We start from the raw sequence: 15,764 nt of genomic DNA on the forward strand, positions 1-15,764 counted from the left end.
CTCATGCCGTGACCTTGCTGCGTGACCGAGACTTCCGGCGACTGTTCCTGGCCGACGCCGCCAGCCAGGCGGGCGCCCAGGCCCTCGTGCTGGCCCTGCCTCTGGTCGCGGTCTCGGCCCTGCGTGCCTCGCCCGCTGAGCTGGGCGTGCTGGCGGCCTGCCAGACCCTGGCGTTCGCGATGATCGGACTGCCCGCCGGCGCGATCGTCGACCGGCTGCGCAAGCGCGTCGTGATGATCGTCAGCGACTGGGGGCGGGCCCTGGCGCTCGCCTCCGTCCCCATCGCGTGGTGGCTCGACGCGCTGTCGATCCACCAGCTGTACGCGGTCGCGCTCGTTCTCGGCGTGTTCACCGTGTTCTTCGACGTCGCGTACCAGAGCTACCTGCCGCACTTGGTCGAGCGTGAGCGGCTCGTCGAGGGCAACTCCGCTCTGGAGGTCGTGCGCACGATGGCGCAAGTGGGTGGGCCCAGCGCGGGCGGGTACCTGATCCAGCTCTTCACCGCGCCCTTCGCGCTGGTCGCCACAGCGGCCGGATTCGCCTGGTCAGCACTGTGCCTGGCGATGATAGGCAAGCCGGAGCCGCGGCAGGATACACGCCGCACCCGTCTGGGCAAGGAGATCGCCGAAGGAGTCAGGTTCGTCCTCGGGCAGCCGCTGCTGCGTCGCATCGCGGGCTGCACGGCCACCGCGAACCTGTTCGTGGCCATGTCTCAGCCGTTGATCCTGCTGCTGCTGGCCAGGGAACTCGGCCTGGGCGCGGGCGCGATCGGGCTGCTCACAGCCGTGGGAGGGCTCGGCGGGATCACCGGCGCGATGGTCAACGCGAGGCTGGTGCGCCGGCTCGGGCAGGGCCCGGCCATGTGGCTGGGCATCGCCGTGCCGGCGCCGCTGACGTTCGTGCTGCCCTGGATGGAGGCCGACTGGCGGCTGGGACTGTTCGTGCTGTTCGAGTTCTTCGTCGGGGCGGGGGTGGTGGTCTACAACGTCACGCAGCTCAGCTTCCGGCAGTCCATCACGCCCGAGCCGCTCCTCGGCCGGATGAATGCCACCATCCGCTTCCTGGTCTGGGGCACCCTGCCGCTGGGCGGGCTGCTCGGCGGCGCGCTGGGTGAGGTGATGGGGGTCAGGAACACGCTCCTGATCGCCGCGATCGGGTCCTGTCTGGCGTTCCTGTGGTTGTTCACCTCGCCCCTGCGCACGATGCGCGTGCTGCCGGCCGATAGATCGTCGTATACCGGATCCTGACGCCGGCATTGCCGCCGGGCGGCCGGAGGGCGTCGCCCGGGCCCGATCCGCGCCTCGTGAGCCGCGGCGATCGTTTATAGGCGCGCATCCTGGGCCAGGACGTGCCAGGCTTGAACCGTGCTGCCCGACCGCCCAACCAAACTCGTGCCGCCCGTGCTGGCCAAGATGGCCGCATGGTGCGTGTGCCTGATCCTCGTCGGCGTGGTGGTCTACTTCGGCGCCCTGGTCATCGCCCGGCTCTCGTTCGTGGCCCTGCCGGTGGCGATCGCGCTGCTGCTGACCGCGCTGCTGTTCCCGCTGACCAACCGCCTGCGCGGGGCCGGCATGCGGCCGATCTACGCCACCTGGCTCACCATGCTGGTCGCCCTGACCGTGCTCGTCGGCACCGGCTGGCTGGTCGGGGCGCGGGCCAGCGAGGAGTTCCCCAACCTGGTCAACCAGGTGCAGGCGACCGCGAGAGACGTACAGGAGTGGCTCATCACGGGCCCGCTGCACCTCAAACAGGCACAGATCACCGGATACGTCGACGAGATCGCCGCCATGGTCAACGCGCAGCGCTCGGCCATCACCGGCACCGTGCTGAGCGCCGGCGCGGTGGCCTTCGAGGTGCTCGCCTCCATCGTGCTCATGCTGTTCGTGACGTTCTTCCTGCTCAAGGACGGCGACCGGATCTGGGGATGGTTCCTGAGGGGCTTCGGCAGGGTCGCGCCGCGCGTGGACCGGGCCGGGCGGACCGCGTGGACCACGCTCTCCCACTACGTGCAGGGCACCGTGGCCGTGGCCGCGGTTCACGGGCTGGTCATGGGCATCGTGCTGGCCGGAATGGGAGTGCCGCTGTGGGCGCCGCTGGCGGTCCTGATCTTCTTCGCCAGCTTCATTCCGATCGTCGGCATCTTCTTCGCCGGCACGATCGCGACCCTCGTCACGCTGGGCGCCAGGGGGTTCGTTCTCGCGCTGGTCTTCCTCGGGATCCTCATCGTCGAGCAGCAGCTGGAGAACCACGTCCTGCAGCCCTTGATCGTGGGGCGGGTGCTCAACTTCCACCCGCTGGCGATCATCCTGGTGCTGGCCATCGGGGGCATCCTGGCGGGCATCGCCGGAGCGGCCGTGGCGGTGCCGGTGGCGGCGGTGCTCTATCGGGCGTTGCCGGAGCTCCGCCACAAACCGCCCGAGTTGCCGCCGCCCCATGAGGAGGCACCCGGCGGCGAGGGCGCCGGGCCGCACGGTGAGGGCGTGGGGCCGGGCGAAGCCGGGCCGCACCGTGAGGACGAGCCGCGTGAGGGCGGCCCGGAGGCGGGCGCTGAGCGGCGCCCTGGGCCACGTGGGGAGAACGGCAGGCCCCAGGGGGAGAAGGGCCGGGCCCGTGGCAAGAATGGCGGCTCCCCGGGGGACCACCCGGATGACGCGCCCTCGGCGGCGGGCGGGGTGAGGACTGACGACAGTCGGCGGGTGGACAGCGAGTAGCCTCGTCATCCGTGACCCGTTCCTCCCTCACCACCCCGCCACCGGACGCCGGCGCGCCCGCGGTGCACCCCGGCACGCCGCCGGGTGCCGCCCTGGGCTCCCACTACCGCCACTGCTTCGGCTGCGGCTCCGAGCACCCGACCGGCCTGCACCTCAAGGCCAGGACGCCCGACGGCACCACCGTGGAGGCGGAGTTCACGGTGGGCGAGGCGCACCAGGGGGCGCCGATGCTGGCGCACGGCGGCGTGCTGGCCGCCGCCATGGACGAGGTCCTCGGAATGTCCGTCTACCTCTTCCACAAGCCATATGTGACAGGACGGCTGGAGACCGACTACCTTCTCCCCGTTCCCGTGGGCACGACACTCCACCTGCGCGCCTGGTGCAACGGCATCGCGGGCAGGAAGGCGTACCTTGAGGCAGAGGGGCGCATCGGCGCCCCCGACGGACCGGTCGCCGTCCGGGCGGCAGCCCTGTTCATCGAGGTGAGCATGGAGCACTTCGCCAAGCACGGCGATCTGGCCGCCATCGCCGCAGAACATCCTGACTACGAGGTGAATCCTTGAGCAACATGGAGGTCCTCATCCACCGGCTCGACGCCGAGCTGCCGATGCCGTCCTACGCCCACCCGGGAGACGCGGGCGCCGACCTCTACGCGGCCGAGGACGTCGAGCTGCTGCCCGGGGAGCGGGCCGTCGTCGGGACGGGGGTGGCGATCGCCCTTCCCGATGGCTATGCGGCCTTCGTACATCCGCGTTCGGGACTGGCGGCCAGGTACGGGGTCACGATGGTCAACGCGCCCGGCACGGTTGACGCCGGTTATCGGGGCGAGATCAAGGTGACGCTGATCAACACCGACGCCAAGGAGCCGTTCCGGCTGCGGCGGGGCGACCGCGTGGCGCAGCTGGTGATCCAACGGGTCGAGCGCGCGGCGTTCTGCGAGGTCGAGCGCCTGCCAGGATCGGTGCGCGGCGCGAATGGGTTCGGCTCTACAGGACGTTGACCTGGTGAGGGAGCCGGCTGCCGGACGGCAGCCGGAAAAGGCAAACAGGGCCGTCAGGCGGCCCGGTGAGCAGGGAGAGTGAGGAAAGTGTTCCGACGTCGTCGTCGTGAGCAGCCGGAACAGGTGGCCGAGCAGGAGCCGGCCGCCCCCATGCGGGAGTCCGGCCCGTGGGACGCCGACGAGCCCCACCCGGACACCGACAGGATCGATCTGGGCGGCCTGCGGCTGCCGCACAACCCGGACTTCGACGTACGGCTGGCCTCGGTCGGAGATCAGCATGTCGGCGTCGTCGTCCTCTACCAGGAAAGCACGCTGCAACTGCAGGCCCTGGCCGCGCCGCGCAGCTCGGGGCTGTGGGACGAGGTCAAGACCAAGATCTCGGCGCAGGCGAAGAACCTGGAAACGCGGGAGGGGCCGTTCGGCAGCGAGCTGAGCGGCGAGATCAAGGTCGAGGGCACCGCCCGGCCGGCCCGCTATCTCGGCATCGACGGCCCGCGCTGGTTCCTGCTCGCGGTGATCTCCGGCAAGGGCGCGGACGACGAAGCGGTTTCCGGAGCGTTCGTCGACTTCATCAAGGACGTCGTGGTGGTCCGCGGCGACGAGCCGATGGCCCGCGAGGAGCCGATTCCGCTGCGCCGCCCCAACGAGCAGGCGAGCGAGACGGCCGGCGAGCGGCCCGGCCTCAACCCGTTCAGACGAGGGCCCGAAATCAGCGAGATTCGCTAAGAGCTGACATTCGCATAGGCTGAGTCATCATGAGTACGGCAGAGCCTCCGAAACGCGGGGGATTGCGTGGGTTCCTCAGTCGGCTGGCATCACCCCAGTCCGAAATCGAGGCCCAGGAACTGCGGGAAGACGCCGACGAAGTCGGCGCGACGCCGATCGCGTCGTGTGGCGGCCGCCGGCGTTTCTGCGTGGCGGGTACGCTACGTACGGTGACATTGCGTCCGAGGGGCGGCGCCCCTGCTCTCGAGGCCGAGCTCTACGACGGTTCAGACGTGATCGATCTGGTCTGGCTCGGCCGTCGCAAGATCGTCGGCATCGAGCCCGGCCGCACGGTCAAAGCTGAGGGCCTGGTCAGCATGCAGGACGGGCGCAAAGTGATGTTCAATCCACGTTACGAGCTGCGGCCAGGGAGCTGATCAGTGAGTGCTGAGGCGGAAGAGGTCGCCCACGACACCGTCGAGGCCGCGGTGCGAGCCCAGCTCGCCAAGGCATTGGGTGGTGTGCGCGGCATCATCGAGGCGGCGATCCCGACGATCGCGTTCACGCTGTCCTGGATCACCACTGAGGACCTGAAGCTGTCGCTCATCATCAGCGTCTCGCTGGCGGTCCTGCTGCTGCTGGCCAGGATCGTGCAGCGGTCGACGCCGCAGTTCGTGATCAACAGCCTGATCGGCATCGCGATCGGCGCGTTCTTCGCCAGCCGTACGGGTGACGCGAAGGACTACTTCCTGCCCGGCATCCTGTGGAACGCCGGCTACATGGTGGCGATGCTGGTGTCGATCGTCAGCCGGTGGCCGGTCGTCGGGTTCCTGATCGGCTCGGTCACGGGTGACCCGACCGCCTGGCGCCGCGACCCGGGCATCGTGCGCCTCTGCATGCGCCTGACCTGGCTGCTCATGCTGCCATGCGCGGTGCGGGTGGCGGTGCAGGGGCCTGTTTACCTGTTCGGGGGCGGCGACGAGGCGGTCGCCGCGCTCGGCTTGGCCAAGATCGCGATGGGGTGGCCGCTCCAGGTGGCCGCTTTCGGCGCGATGCTGTGGGTGCTCGGCCGCGGCCGCACCCCGCTCAAGCCCCCGGTCGCCCCAGCCTGACCCGCGTGCCGACCCCACCCGACGCTGCGCTCGCCGGTCTGACGCTGCGCTCGTCGGCCGGACGCTGCGCTCGTCGGCGGGTCAGCGGTCGTGGTGATCGGGGTCGAAGTCGGTGGGCTCGGCGGGGAGGGTGTAACGGTCGCCGATGAGATCGGCGACCCGCCGCCTGCTCTCCGCCGGAGCGAGACCGCTCTCGCTCTCCAGCGCCGCCACCTCCCTCGCCAGGTCGGCGTCGCCCAGGGCGTCCCGGATCCACGTGGAGTAGTCCTGTCTGCGCAGGTGGTGCAGCCACGTGTCATCGTCCACGCCCTCGGCCAGCTCGACGAAGGTGTGCAGGTTACGCGCCCGCAGCCGCAGCCGCTCGCCGGGGCCGGTGAAGTAGAAGCTCTTGTCCTTGGCCATGGTGCCCGCCGCGTACTTGCGCCGGTGCCGCGTACGCTCCACCCGGGCCGGAGCCAGCGCGGCGTGCCGCGCGGCCGCCTCGCCGATGTGCCACAACGCGATCTCACCCGCCTCACCGTCCGGCAGCGTGGGAGCGTCGTGCCCGAGGGCGGCGGCGAAGGCCGCCAGCGTGTCCGCGGGCTCCTTGCCCACCGCGACCGTGCTGGTCACCAGCCGCAGTGCGGCCGGGCTCACCGCGTCGGGATGCACGGTGATCAGGAGGAACGCGCCGATGTCGCCGGCCTCGCTGAGCGGCGCCTGCCGTACTTCGGCGGGCATCAAATGATGGGCCTCGTCGGCGATGAGCCAGTGCGGGTGGCCGAGCCTCGCCCGCAGCCCGGCCAGCCTGGGTAGCAACTCGGCGAAGTAGGTCGGCCGATCCCGCAGTTGCAGCCCGATCAGGTTGACCACGACGCTCTGCGCGGGCTGCTCCAGCACGTGCAGGACCTCCTCCACACCCGGCACCCGGTCCGGGTCGCCGAGCACGGTGACGCCCGGGTACTCGGCGTAGTCGCCCTCGGGGTCGACGATCGCGCACTGGTATCCCTCGCCGGTGAGCCGTTCGAGCAGCGCCGTGGTCACCGTGGACTTGCCGCTGCCCGATGGCCCGGCGACCAGCAGCCCGGCGCCGTACGGCGGCAGCCGTACCTCCTCCCCGCCGTCATGACCGAGCAGCACGTGCCGGCGCGGCACCGCCACGGCGTCCAGATCGCCCGACAGCAGCATCTCGGCCAGCTCGGTCACCCCGTCGCCCGCCTCCCCGGCCAGCCGCAGATCGCAGGCGTCCTTGAGCGCGGGCAACGCGTTGGCGACGGCGGCGCCGCATTCGGCGGCGGCCAGGAACGCGTGGTCGTTCTCACCGTCGCCGACCGCGACCACGCTACGCGCCGACAACGCCAGCCGATCCAGCGCGGCCTCCAGTCCGGTCGCCTTGTTCACGCCAGAAGGCAGCACCATGACCGCGCCCTTGTTGTAGATCACCTGCAGCTCCAGGCCGAGCTCGCGGATCGCCGTGAGCACCTGCACGTCGTACGGCTCCCGCGTGGCGACCAGCACCCGCCCGACCCCCAGCGGGCTGGCGCCTTCCCGCCGCAACCGATCGGCCAGTTCCGGGGGAGGGGGATCGGCGAGCGGGTCGGCGGTGCGCTGGTGCGGGTCGTACAGCAGGCCGCCGTTCTCGGCCACGATGAGGTCGAACAGGCCCGGGTGCGGGAAGACGGTCAGCAGGTCTTCGAGTTCGCGCCCGGTGACCAGCAGCAGCTTGATGCCGGCGCGGGAGAGCCGCTCCAGCGCCCGGATCGTTTCCTCGTCCACCTGGCCGTGCCTGGCCAGGGTCTCGTCGTAGTCACAGGCCAGCACGTGGTAACGCATGATCTGCCCACTACCCGGCTGAGGCGGGCGAACCCTCCGTCCGGGTCGTCGGTGCGGTCCGCATTCACCGGCATCAGCATCGCCACCAGACTTTTGAACGTGTTCAACTCGCGCGCTAGGCTCGTCCCCATAGGGGGAAGCCTGATGAAGGTAGTGATACCCGGGGGAACCGGGCAGGTAGGCATGATCCTCAACCGCGCGCTGACCGCCGCAGGCCATGAAGTCGTGGTCCTGACCAGACGGCCGGTGCGCGACCGTGAAGTCGGCTGGGACGGTAAGACCCTGGGTCCATGGGCGGAGGAGATCGACGGCAGCGACATCGTGGTCAATCTGGCCGGACGCAGCGTCAGCTGTCGCTACACCGCAGCCAATCTGCAGGCCATGATGGATTCGCGCGTGCACTCCACCCGGGTTGTGGGTGAGGCGATCGCAGCCGCCGTGCGGCCTCCCCGGGTCTGGTTGCAGATGAGCACTGCCACTGTCTACTCCCACCGCTTCGACGCGCCCAACGACGAGGCGACCGGCGCGCTCGGCGGCACCGAATCCGGCGTCCCGGGCTACTGGGCCTACAGCGTCGAGATCGCAAAAGCGTGGGAGCGGGCGCAGGAGCGAGCCGAAACCCCGTACACGCGCAAGGTCAGCATGCGCTCGGCCATGGTGATGAGTCCCGATCGCGGCGGCGTCTTCGACGTCTTGCTGCGGCTGGTGAGGCTGGGCCTCGGCGGCCCGGTCGCGGGCGGCGCGCAGTACGTGTCCTGGATCCACGACCGCGATTTTGTCCGCGCCGTCGAGTTCCTGGCGGACCGGGACGACCTCGCCGGGCCGGTGAACCTGGCCGCTCCCGTTCCTTTACCACAGCGCACGTTCATGCGCGTGCTGCGCGCCGCGTGGGGTGTTCCGGTGGGTCTGCCGGCAACGAAGTGGATGGCCGAGCTCGGTGCGTTCGTGCTGCGCTCGGACACCGAACTCCTGTTGAAAAGCCGCCGAGTCGTCCCCGGCCGCCTGCTCGAAGCGGGCTTCGCCTTCGACCACGCCCAGTGGCCCGAGGCCGCCGACGACCTCGTGCGGCGCGTGCGCGGCGGGCCTGGCCTCACCAGCTTCCACGAGGTGCTGGCCGGCTTGCGGGCCGCGTGGGCTCGAAGCCGGCGCTGCGGGTGACGCCCGCGCGGGTTCGTCACGCCAAGAGGAGCAGGATGATGATGCCCAGGCCGAGCAGCGCGTCGAGGACGAAACAGAATTCGGCCAGGGAGCGGGCGACGACCTTGTTGGCGCGCCAGTGGGCGACGTCCCAGACGGCGTGACCGATCAGCGCCGCGGCCACCAGATAACCGGCGAACTCCAGGCCGCCGTACTCGGCGGTGAGCGCCACCACGCTGACGGCCAGCATTTGGGGTGCTTGGAGTAAGAAGAGACCGGGTCTGCGCAGCTGGCCGCGTACCAGCCCGACCAGGGTCGCGAGGACGGCGATCGGGCCCAATACGAGCCAGTAGCCGATGCCTGCCATGTCGGCGGCCGTTCCGATGGCGGACAGCGCGATCACCACGAGCCAGACGGCCCTGGGCCGGTCGAGGACCGCCACGGTCAGGTACGACAGCGCGGCGACGGTCACGATGAACGCCCCGCCGGGCCCGCCGTCCTCGTCGAAGAGCGTCGAGGCGGCGAGGGCGATCCCTAGAAAGGTCGGCCAGCGGCCGGCAACCGCCGACGCGATACGACGGATGGTGCTGTGCCGGTGGCCGTTTGTGTACCCGGGGGAGGTATTGGTCATGGTCTGACTATGGCGGCCGGGCTTGCGGGCGCTAAGGGTCTGCGTCCAAGGCGTCCGGAAACTTGGGATGGCTGTCTCATCGCCTGCGCGCACGGGGCACCCGCCCGGCCGGCCACGCTTCAGCGTGATCTGCCGGTCACCCGCAGGTGCGGGCGCGCCGACATCCGGGTGCGCGTGTCTGAGGAGGGCTGTCGAATGCCCGGCCCTGATGCCGGCGTACGGCTCAATGCTGGGAAAGCAAGTGCGCCAGCTCCTGTTCGACCTCCTGGTTGGCCACGAACAGCAGCTCGTCCCCAGCCTCCAGCGGATCGTCCGCCGTAGGCACCATGACCCGTCCCTCGCGCAGGATCGCCACCAGCGCGGCGTCCACCGGCCACGGCACCGAACCCGCCCGCTGCCCCACCACCGGCGCGTCCTCGGCCAGGGTGAGTTCGACCAGGTTGGCCTGGCCCTGGCGGAAGGTCATCAGGCGGACGAGGTCGCCGACGCTGACCGCCTCCTCCACCAGCGCGCTCAGCAGGCGCGGGGTGGAGACGGCCACGTCCACGCCCCACGACTCGTTGAACAGCCACTCGTTGTTGGGGTGGTTGATGCGGGCCACCACGCGTGGCACGCCGTATTCGGTCTTGGCCAGCAGCGACACGACCAGGTTGACCTTGTCGTCGCCGGTGGAGGCGACCACGACGTGGCAGTTGTTGAGGCCGGCCTCGTCGAGGGAGGCGATCTCGCAGGCGTCGGCGAGCAGCCACTCGGCGCGCGGCACGCTGTCGATCTTGATGGCCCTGGGGTCGCTGTCGATGAGCAGGACCTCGTGGCCGTTTTCCAGGAGCTCGGCAGCGATGGAACGGCCGACGGCGCCCGCCCCTGCGATGGCGACCCGCATCAATGCTCCTCTTCCGGTGCCGCGGCGAGCACCTTGTTGATCCGGTCCATGTCGTTCTCCGCGGCGATGACGTGCATCACGTCGCCCTCCTGCACCACGGTGTCCTCCGTGATGGTCACGGCCTCACCCATGCGGTTGATGAAGGCGGCGCGGGTGCGTACGCGCTCCTCCAGGTCGACGACGCGGGTGCCGATCCAGGTCGGGTTGACGGTCACCTCGGCCAGGACGACGGTGCCCGTGGGGTCGCGCCAGAGCGGCTCGGCGCCCTCGGGGAGGATGCGGCGCATGATCTGGTCGGCGGTCCAGCGCACGGTGGCCACCGTCGGGATGCCCAGCCGCTGGTAGACCTCGGCCCGGCGGGGGTCGTAAATGCGGGCCACCACGTTGTCCACACCGAACGTCTCGCGGGCCACACGGGCGGAGATGATGTTGGAGTTGTCACCGCTGGAGACGGCGACATACGCCGCCGCGGACTCGATGCCGGCCTCGGTCAGCACGTCGCGATCGAAGCCCACGCCCGTCACCCGCCGCCCGCGGAACCCGGCGCGCAGCCGACGGAACGCCTGCGGGTCGCGGTCGATGATGGCGACGGAATGGCCGCTGTCTTCGAGGATGTGCGCGAGGGTCGAACCCACCCGGCCACACCCCATGATCACTATATGCATATCCCCCCGCATCTCGCGGTCGGCCGATTGCTCGACTCCAGTATGGCGTGACTGGGGGAGCACCTCGTTTAGTGCCTGCATATAGGGCTAGCATCTCGTTACGTGGCGAAGGTAACGGATCTTGTCAAACGCTTGCTCGTGGGGCGCGCCCTACGAAGCGGGCAGCTCCATGAGCAACTCCTCCCCAAACGGATCGCCCTGCCGGTCTTCGCCAGCGACGCGCTTTCCTCCGTGGCCTATGCCCCGCAGGAGATCCTGGTCATCCTGTCGCTGGCCGGAGTCTCCTTCTACGCCTACAGTCCCTGGGTCGCCATCGCCGTCGTGATCGTGATGCTCACGGTCGTGGCGTCGTACCGGCAGAACGTGCACGCCTACCCCAGCGGCGGCGGCGACTACGAGGTCGCGACCACCAACCTCGGCAAGAACGCCGGGCTCACCGTGGCCAGCGCGCTCATGGTCGACTACGTGCTGACCGTCGCGGTGTCCGTGGCCAACGGCGTCGACTACGTCGGCGCCACCATCCCGTTCGTGGCCGAGCACAAGCCTGCCGTCGCCATCGGCATCGTCATCCTGCTCACCGTGATCAATCTGCGCGGCATCCGCGAGTCGGGCGCCGCCTTCGCCGTCCCCACGTACGCGTTCATGATCGCCGTGCTGGGCCTGATCGTCTGGGGCGGGTACCGGCTGCTGGTGCTGGGTGACCAGCTCGAGGCGCCGAGCGCCCACTTCACCATCGAGCCCGAGCAGACCAATCTGACGACCTTCGCCGCGGCCTTCCTGATCCTGCGCGCGTTCTCCTCCGGCTGCGCGGCCCTGACCGGTGTGGAGGCCATCAGCAACGGCGTGCCTGCCTTCCGCAAGCCCAAGAGCAAGAACGCCGCCACGACGCTGCTCATGATGGGCCTCGTCGCGATCACCATGTTCGGCGGCATCATCGCGCTCGGCCTGGCCTCCGGGGTGAAGGTGGCCGAGCCTTCCGTGGTCGCAGAGGACCTGCTCAGGCCGGACGGCACGCCCGTCGGCCCCGGCTATTACCAGCAGCCGATCATCTCCCAGGTGGCCGACGCGGTGTTCGGCGGCGGGTCGCTGCCGTTCGTGGTGATCTCGGCGGTTACGGCGCTGATCCTCTTCCTGGCGGCCAACACGGCCTTCAACGGCTTCCCCGTGCTCGGCTCGATCCTCGCGCAGGACCGTTACCTGCCGCGCCAGCTCCACACGCGCGGCGACCGGCTGGCCTTCTCCAACGGCATCGTCATCCTGGCGGCGGCCGCGTGCCTGCTGCTGTGGGGGTTCGATGCCGACGTCAGCAGGCTGCTGAACCTTTACATCGTCGGCGTGTTCGTGTCGTTCACGCTCAGCCAGACCGGCATGGTCATCCACTGGACCCGCCATCTGAAGACCGAGACCGACCCCAAGACACGCCACCAGATGCACCGCTCCCGGGTGATCAACTTCTTCGGCGGCGTCATGACGGGACTCGTCCTCATCGTCGTGCTGCTGACGAAGTTCCTGGTCGGGGCGTGGATCGTGGTGATCGCGATGCCGATCCTGTTCCTCATGATGAAGGGCATCAGGCACCACTACGACAACGTGGCGGCCGAGCTGGCGATCACCGAGGACTACGAGCCGACCATGCTGCCCGCCCGCAACCACGCGATCGTGCTCGTCTCCAAGATCCACAAGCCGACCCTGCGGGCGCTGGCGTACGCGCGCGCCACCAGGCCGTCCTCGCTCGAGGCCATCACCGTGGGCGTGGAGGGCGAGGAGGCGCGCCAGTTGCAGGCGGAATGGGAGCGGCGGGGGATCCCGGTGCCGCTGAAGATGCTGGACTCGCCGTACCGGGAGATCACGCAGCCGATCCTCGACTACGTCAAGCACCTGCGGCGGCGCTCGCCGCGCGACGTGGTGACGGTCTTCATCCCCGAATACGTGGTCGGCCACTGGTGGGAGCACCTGCTGCACAACCAGAGCGCGCTCAGGCTGAAGGCGCGGCTGCTGTTCAAGCCGGGCGTGATGGTGACGAGCGTGCCGTGGCAGCTGCACTCCTCCGACCGGCTCAAGGGCAAGCCGGAACCGTTCGCGCCGGGGTCGGTGCGCCGTCCCTGGCATCAGGTGGTCAAGGACGAGGAAGATCAGATCAGGACTAGCTGATCAGGGCGCGCAGCCGGCCGGTGTCGTCCGCGCTCCAGTCCGGCGGAGCCACGACCGCGGCCCAGCCGTCCGCGATGTCGGCCCCGTACCGGTGCCCGTGCCCGGCGGGTACGGACAGCGCGGCCGTCATGTCCACCAGCACCTGCCAGAACGTCACCAGCGGGAACCAGTTCATCTCCGGATTCACGCCCGGCGGCCGCCCCTCGCCCTCCAGCCACTCCGGCTTGTCGTAGATCAGCTCGGGCGACCACCACACGACCGGATCCGTGGTGTTCTGCAGGTAGACCACGCGCGGGTGCGGCCAGGGCCCGGCCGGTTGCCCCAGATCGGCGGGTTGCTGGGCGAACCTGACCGTCCTGCCTGATTGGTAGACCGGCCGCCACACGGGGCTGTCGGGGTCCCGGCCGGTCGTGACGCGCTGCCAGATGGGGTTGGCGTTCGGCGGTCCGACGAACAGCGCGCCGTCCGCCAGGTTGCTCAGGTCGCCGAGCGCCTTCTCCATCTCGTACGAGCCCAGGCTCTCGCCCGACAGCACCAGCCGTGGCCGGTGAGCGGCCGGCAGCCGGGCCCATTTGGCGCGCACCGCCTCGAACAGCGCCCGCCCGCCCGCCGTCGCCTTCTCCCTGTCCACCAGGAACGACGCCCCGCTCGGCAGGTAGGAGTACTGCACGGCGACCATGGCGGAGCGGCCGTTGTACATGTACTCCAGCGTGTCGGAGATGTGCGGATCGACCCAGCCGGTGCCCGTGGTGCCGAGTACGGCGAGCACGGGGCGGTCGAACGCGCCGGTGCGCTCCAGCTCGCGCACCGCCAGCGCGGCCTGCGCTTCGGGCGAGGTGGCGTCCAGGCCGACGTACACCCTGATCGGCTGGGTGGCGGGGCGGCCGGAGAAGGCGGTGAGCCGGGCCGGGGTGATGGCGGTGCCGGTGAAGTGGCGGCCCTCCTTGCCGAGCGACTCCCAGGTCACCAGCGAGCCCGGACCGCCCGACAGCTGGCTCGACGTGGGCTTGCGCACGCCCGGGTAGGAGCCCTCGTTGGTGATCGAGTAAACCTCGTTCACCTTGGCGACGAACCCGGTGAACACCACGTCGTCGGCGAAGACCACGACCATGACGCCGATGGCGAGCACGCCGAGGGCGTGGCCCACGTAGAAGGGGACGAACCGGTCGAGCCAGGCGATCAGCTTGCGGCCGCCCAGGCGTACCAGCCTGGACAGGAGCAGGCTCAGCGTGAACAGGATGACCGTCACAGCCGTGATCAGCATCGGGAACCAGGCGATGCGGGTGTCCATGCCCATGAGCGCCCGCAGTTCGCGCTGCCACCCGAAGCTGTACCACAACGTCACGACGGCCAGCGCCGCGCAGCCGACGATCAGGAGCCGCCAGGCGAGGCGGCGAGTCCCCTCGGGCAGCCGGTACGAGATCACCGCCCGGGCCAGCGCCCCGATCGACGCGCCGACGGCGTACCCCAGGATGCCGGTGATCGCGCCCATCACCCCCTGGTACATCCAGGTGCGGGGCAGCAGCGACGGCGTCAGCGACGCGCAGATGAACAGCGTGGCCACCAGCGTTCCTCCGAAGCCAGGCTGCCGCCGGACCACGCGTGCCGTGTCCACGATCACCTACCGTAATAGATCAGCTCGGAAAGTTGCCATTCGTTCTGGGCATAGGGTGTCGATGTGGAACAGGCATCTCTCGAGCTGACGGTTGGTCCGGTCGCGCACGGCGGCTGGTGTGTGGCGCGCCACGAAGGACGCGTGGTGTTCGTCCGGCACGCATTGCCGGGCGAACGGGTTATCGCCGACGTCACCGAGGAGACTACCCGGTTCCTGCGAGCCGACGCGGTGGAGATCCTCGAGGCGTCGCCGGACCGCGTCGTACCGCCCTGCCCTTACGCGGGCCCCGGCCGCTGCGGCGGCTGCGACTGGCAGCACGCCACGCTCGAGGCCCAGCGCCGGCTCAAGGCGCGGGTCGTGGCCGAGCAGCTGCACCGGCTCGCGGGCATCGAGCGCGAGGTCGTGGTCGAGGAGGTGCCGGGGGCCAAGGACGGGCTCGGCTGGCGTACGCGGGTGCAGTTCGCCGCCCTTCCGACCGGCGAGCTCGGCTTCCGCAGGCACCGCTCGCACGAGATCGAGGTGGTGGACGCCTGCCTGATCGCCCATCCCGAAGTCGAGGCGGTGGGTGCGGAGGAATACGAGTGGCCGGGCGCGGCCGGGGTCGAGGTCATCGCCTCCTCCGGCGGTGACCGGGCCGTCGTGGTCTCGCCCCGGCCGCGGCGCAGCGTCACCGTGCCCGAGCTCGACGCGCCTGCCTCGATCCTGCTCGATCAGGGCAAGGGCCGCACGGTGGCGCGGCGCGGCTCGGGGATGGTGCACGAGAAGGTGGGCGAGCGCGAGTTCCGGGTGGCGGGCAGCGGCTTCTGGCAGGTTCACCCGGGGGCGGCGGAGACGCTGCTGGACGCGGTGCTGGCGTACGCGGCGCCGGAGCCGGGGGAATGGGCGCTCGACCTCTACTGCGGGGTCGGCCTGTTCGCGGCGGGGCTGGCCGAAGCGGTGGGGCCGGAGGGGGCGGTCTTCGGGCTGGAGTCCGAGGCGGCCGCCGTCCGCGACGCCCGCGCCAACCTGCGCGATCTGCCGCAGGCGCGGGTGGAGCGGGGGCGGGTGGAGGAAGCGCTCGACCGGTTCGAGATCGAGCGGGCTGACCTGGTGGTGGTGGACCCGCCGCGGTCGGGGCTGGGGCGCGAGGTGGTGGAGCGGGTCAGCGCGCTGGACGCGCGGCGGATCGTGTACGTCTCCTGCGACCCGGCGACGTTCGCCCGGGACCTGAAGTGGCTGGCCGAACGCGGCTACGCCCTGGCCGACCTGCGTGCCTTCGACGCCTTCCCGATGACCCACCACGTGGAGTGCGTGGGGCTGCTGGTCAGGGCGTAGGTGACACCCACCAGCACGTCGCTGGGTG

General features: G+C 70.2%; 15 protein-coding genes. 10 read left to right on the top strand and 5 right to left on the bottom strand.

Annotation, left to right across the window (positions count from 1 at the left end; all coding sequences use genetic code 11):
• Positions 1-8: 8 nt before the first annotated feature.
• The 7 genes from ACTMTI_RS27180 to ACTMTI_RS27210 all read left to right on the top strand — a co-directional run bounded on the left by ACTMTI_RS27180 (position 9) and on the right by ACTMTI_RS27210 (position 5,528).
• Positions 9-1,247, top strand: coding sequence for an MFS transporter (locus ACTMTI_RS27180; RefSeq protein ID WP_441123353.1), 1,239 nt, complete (start codon positions 9-11; stop codon positions 1,245-1,247).
• Positions 1,248-1,364: 117 nt separating this feature from the next.
• Positions 1,365-2,711 carry an AI-2E family transporter gene (locus ACTMTI_RS27185; protein WP_441123354.1) on the top strand — a complete coding sequence of 449 codons (1,347 nt, stop codon included), beginning with the start codon at positions 1,365-1,367 and terminating at the stop codon, positions 2,709-2,711.
• Positions 2,712-2,722: 11 nt separating this feature from the next.
• Complete coding sequence (locus ACTMTI_RS27190; RefSeq protein ID WP_441123355.1) at positions 2,723-3,274, top strand: PaaI family thioesterase; 552 nt, start codon at positions 2,723-2,725, stop codon at positions 3,272-3,274.
• A gap of 5 nt (positions 3,275-3,279) precedes the next feature.
• A complete protein-coding gene (gene dut, locus ACTMTI_RS27195; protein WP_441123435.1) occupies positions 3,280-3,711 on the top strand; it encodes a dUTP diphosphatase in 432 nt (143 codons plus the stop codon).
• 87 nt (positions 3,712-3,798) lie between these two features.
• On the top strand, positions 3,799-4,437 hold the full coding sequence (locus tag ACTMTI_RS27200; protein WP_441123356.1) for a DUF3710 domain-containing protein: 639 nt from the start codon (positions 3,799-3,801) through the stop codon (positions 4,435-4,437).
• A 29-nt stretch (positions 4,438-4,466) separates the two neighbouring features.
• Positions 4,467-4,853: an OB-fold nucleic acid binding domain-containing protein gene (locus ACTMTI_RS27205; protein ID WP_441123357.1), complete on the top strand. Its 387-nt coding sequence runs from the start codon at positions 4,467-4,469 to the stop codon at positions 4,851-4,853.
• A 3-nt stretch (positions 4,854-4,856) separates the two neighbouring features.
• Entirely contained in the window at positions 4,857-5,528 is a 672-nt protein-coding gene (locus ACTMTI_RS27210) for a DUF3159 domain-containing protein (RefSeq protein ID WP_441123358.1), read from the top strand.
• Between the two features lie 81 nt (positions 5,529-5,609).
• On the opposite strand, the gene ACTMTI_RS27215 is transcribed toward ACTMTI_RS27210, so the two are convergent.
• Entirely contained in the window at positions 5,610-7,340 is a 1,731-nt protein-coding gene (locus ACTMTI_RS27215) for an HAD-IIB family hydrolase (RefSeq protein ID WP_441123359.1), read from the bottom strand.
• 144 nt (positions 7,341-7,484) lie between these two features.
• On the opposite strand from ACTMTI_RS27215, the gene ACTMTI_RS27220 reads away from it, so the two are divergent.
• Positions 7,485-8,498, top strand: coding sequence for a TIGR01777 family oxidoreductase (locus ACTMTI_RS27220; protein WP_441123360.1), 1,014 nt, complete (start codon positions 7,485-7,487; stop codon positions 8,496-8,498).
• 16 nt (positions 8,499-8,514) lie between these two features.
• Here ACTMTI_RS27220 and ACTMTI_RS27225 read toward each other — a convergent pair whose 3' ends face one another.
• The 3 genes from ACTMTI_RS27225 to ACTMTI_RS27235 all read right to left on the bottom strand — a co-directional run bounded on the left by ACTMTI_RS27225 (position 8,515) and on the right by ACTMTI_RS27235 (position 10,656).
• A complete protein-coding gene (locus ACTMTI_RS27225) occupies positions 8,515-9,108 on the bottom strand; it encodes a hypothetical protein (protein WP_441123361.1) in 594 nt (197 codons plus the stop codon).
• A 223-nt stretch (positions 9,109-9,331) separates the two neighbouring features.
• The gene (locus ACTMTI_RS27230; protein WP_441123362.1) at positions 9,332-9,991 is read right to left on the bottom strand and encodes a potassium channel family protein; all 660 of its coding nucleotides are present in this window, start codon (positions 9,989-9,991) and stop codon (positions 9,332-9,334) included.
• The gene (locus ACTMTI_RS27235) at positions 9,991-10,656 is read right to left on the bottom strand and encodes a potassium channel family protein (protein WP_441123363.1); all 666 of its coding nucleotides are present in this window, start codon (positions 10,654-10,656) and stop codon (positions 9,991-9,993) included. Before ACTMTI_RS27235 ends, ACTMTI_RS27230 begins: the two co-directional genes overlap by 1 nt.
• A 102-nt stretch (positions 10,657-10,758) precedes the next feature.
• Here ACTMTI_RS27235 and ACTMTI_RS27240 point away from each other — a divergent pair, with 102 nt between their 5' ends.
• The gene (locus ACTMTI_RS27240; protein ID WP_441123364.1) at positions 10,759-12,807 is read left to right on the top strand and encodes an APC family permease; all 2,049 of its coding nucleotides are present in this window, start codon (positions 10,759-10,761) and stop codon (positions 12,805-12,807) included.
• Here the strand turns inward: ACTMTI_RS27240 and ACTMTI_RS27245 are convergent.
• A complete protein-coding gene (locus ACTMTI_RS27245) occupies positions 12,800-14,422 on the bottom strand; it encodes an alpha/beta hydrolase (protein WP_441123365.1) in 1,623 nt (540 codons plus the stop codon). The two genes, ACTMTI_RS27240 and ACTMTI_RS27245, sit on opposite strands and share 8 nt — an antisense overlap.
• A gap of 63 nt (positions 14,423-14,485) precedes the next feature.
• Between ACTMTI_RS27245 and ACTMTI_RS27250 the strand changes: the two genes are divergently transcribed.
• A complete protein-coding gene (locus tag ACTMTI_RS27250; RefSeq protein ID WP_441123366.1) occupies positions 14,486-15,736 on the top strand; it encodes a class I SAM-dependent RNA methyltransferase in 1,251 nt (416 codons plus the stop codon).
• The last annotated feature ends 28 nt before the right edge of the window (positions 15,737-15,764 follow it).

This window comes from Nonomuraea sp. H19, from assembly GCF_052068215.1.
In the GTDB taxonomy this organism is placed as follows: domain Bacteria; phylum Actinomycetota; class Actinomycetes; order Streptosporangiales; family Streptosporangiaceae; genus Nonomuraea.

What these genes read in the sequence shown, in the direction of transcription:
- dut (WP_441123435.1), top strand. Translation starts at nt 3,280, where the DNA reads ATGGAGGTCCTCATCCACCGGCTCGACGCCGAGCTGCCGATGCCGTCC.
- ACTMTI_RS27205 (WP_441123357.1), top strand. Translation starts at nt 4,467, where the DNA reads ATGAGTACGGCAGAGCCTCCGAAACGCGGGGGATTGCGTGGGTTCCTC.
- ACTMTI_RS27215 (WP_441123359.1), bottom strand. Translation starts at nt 7,340, where the DNA reads ATGCGTTACCACGTGCTGGCCTGTGACTACGACGAGACCCTGGCCAGG.
- ACTMTI_RS27220 (WP_441123360.1), top strand. Translation starts at nt 7,485, where the DNA reads ATGAAGGTAGTGATACCCGGGGGAACCGGGCAGGTAGGCATGATCCTC.
- ACTMTI_RS27225 (WP_441123361.1), bottom strand. Translation starts at nt 9,108, where the DNA reads ATGACCAATACCTCCCCCGGGTACACAAACGGCCACCGGCACAGCACC.
- ACTMTI_RS27230 (WP_441123362.1), bottom strand. Translation starts at nt 9,991, where the DNA reads ATGCGGGTCGCCATCGCAGGGGCGGGCGCCGTCGGCCGTTCCATCGCT.
- ACTMTI_RS27235 (WP_441123363.1), bottom strand. Translation starts at nt 10,656, where the DNA reads ATGCATATAGTGATCATGGGGTGTGGCCGGGTGGGTTCGACCCTCGCG.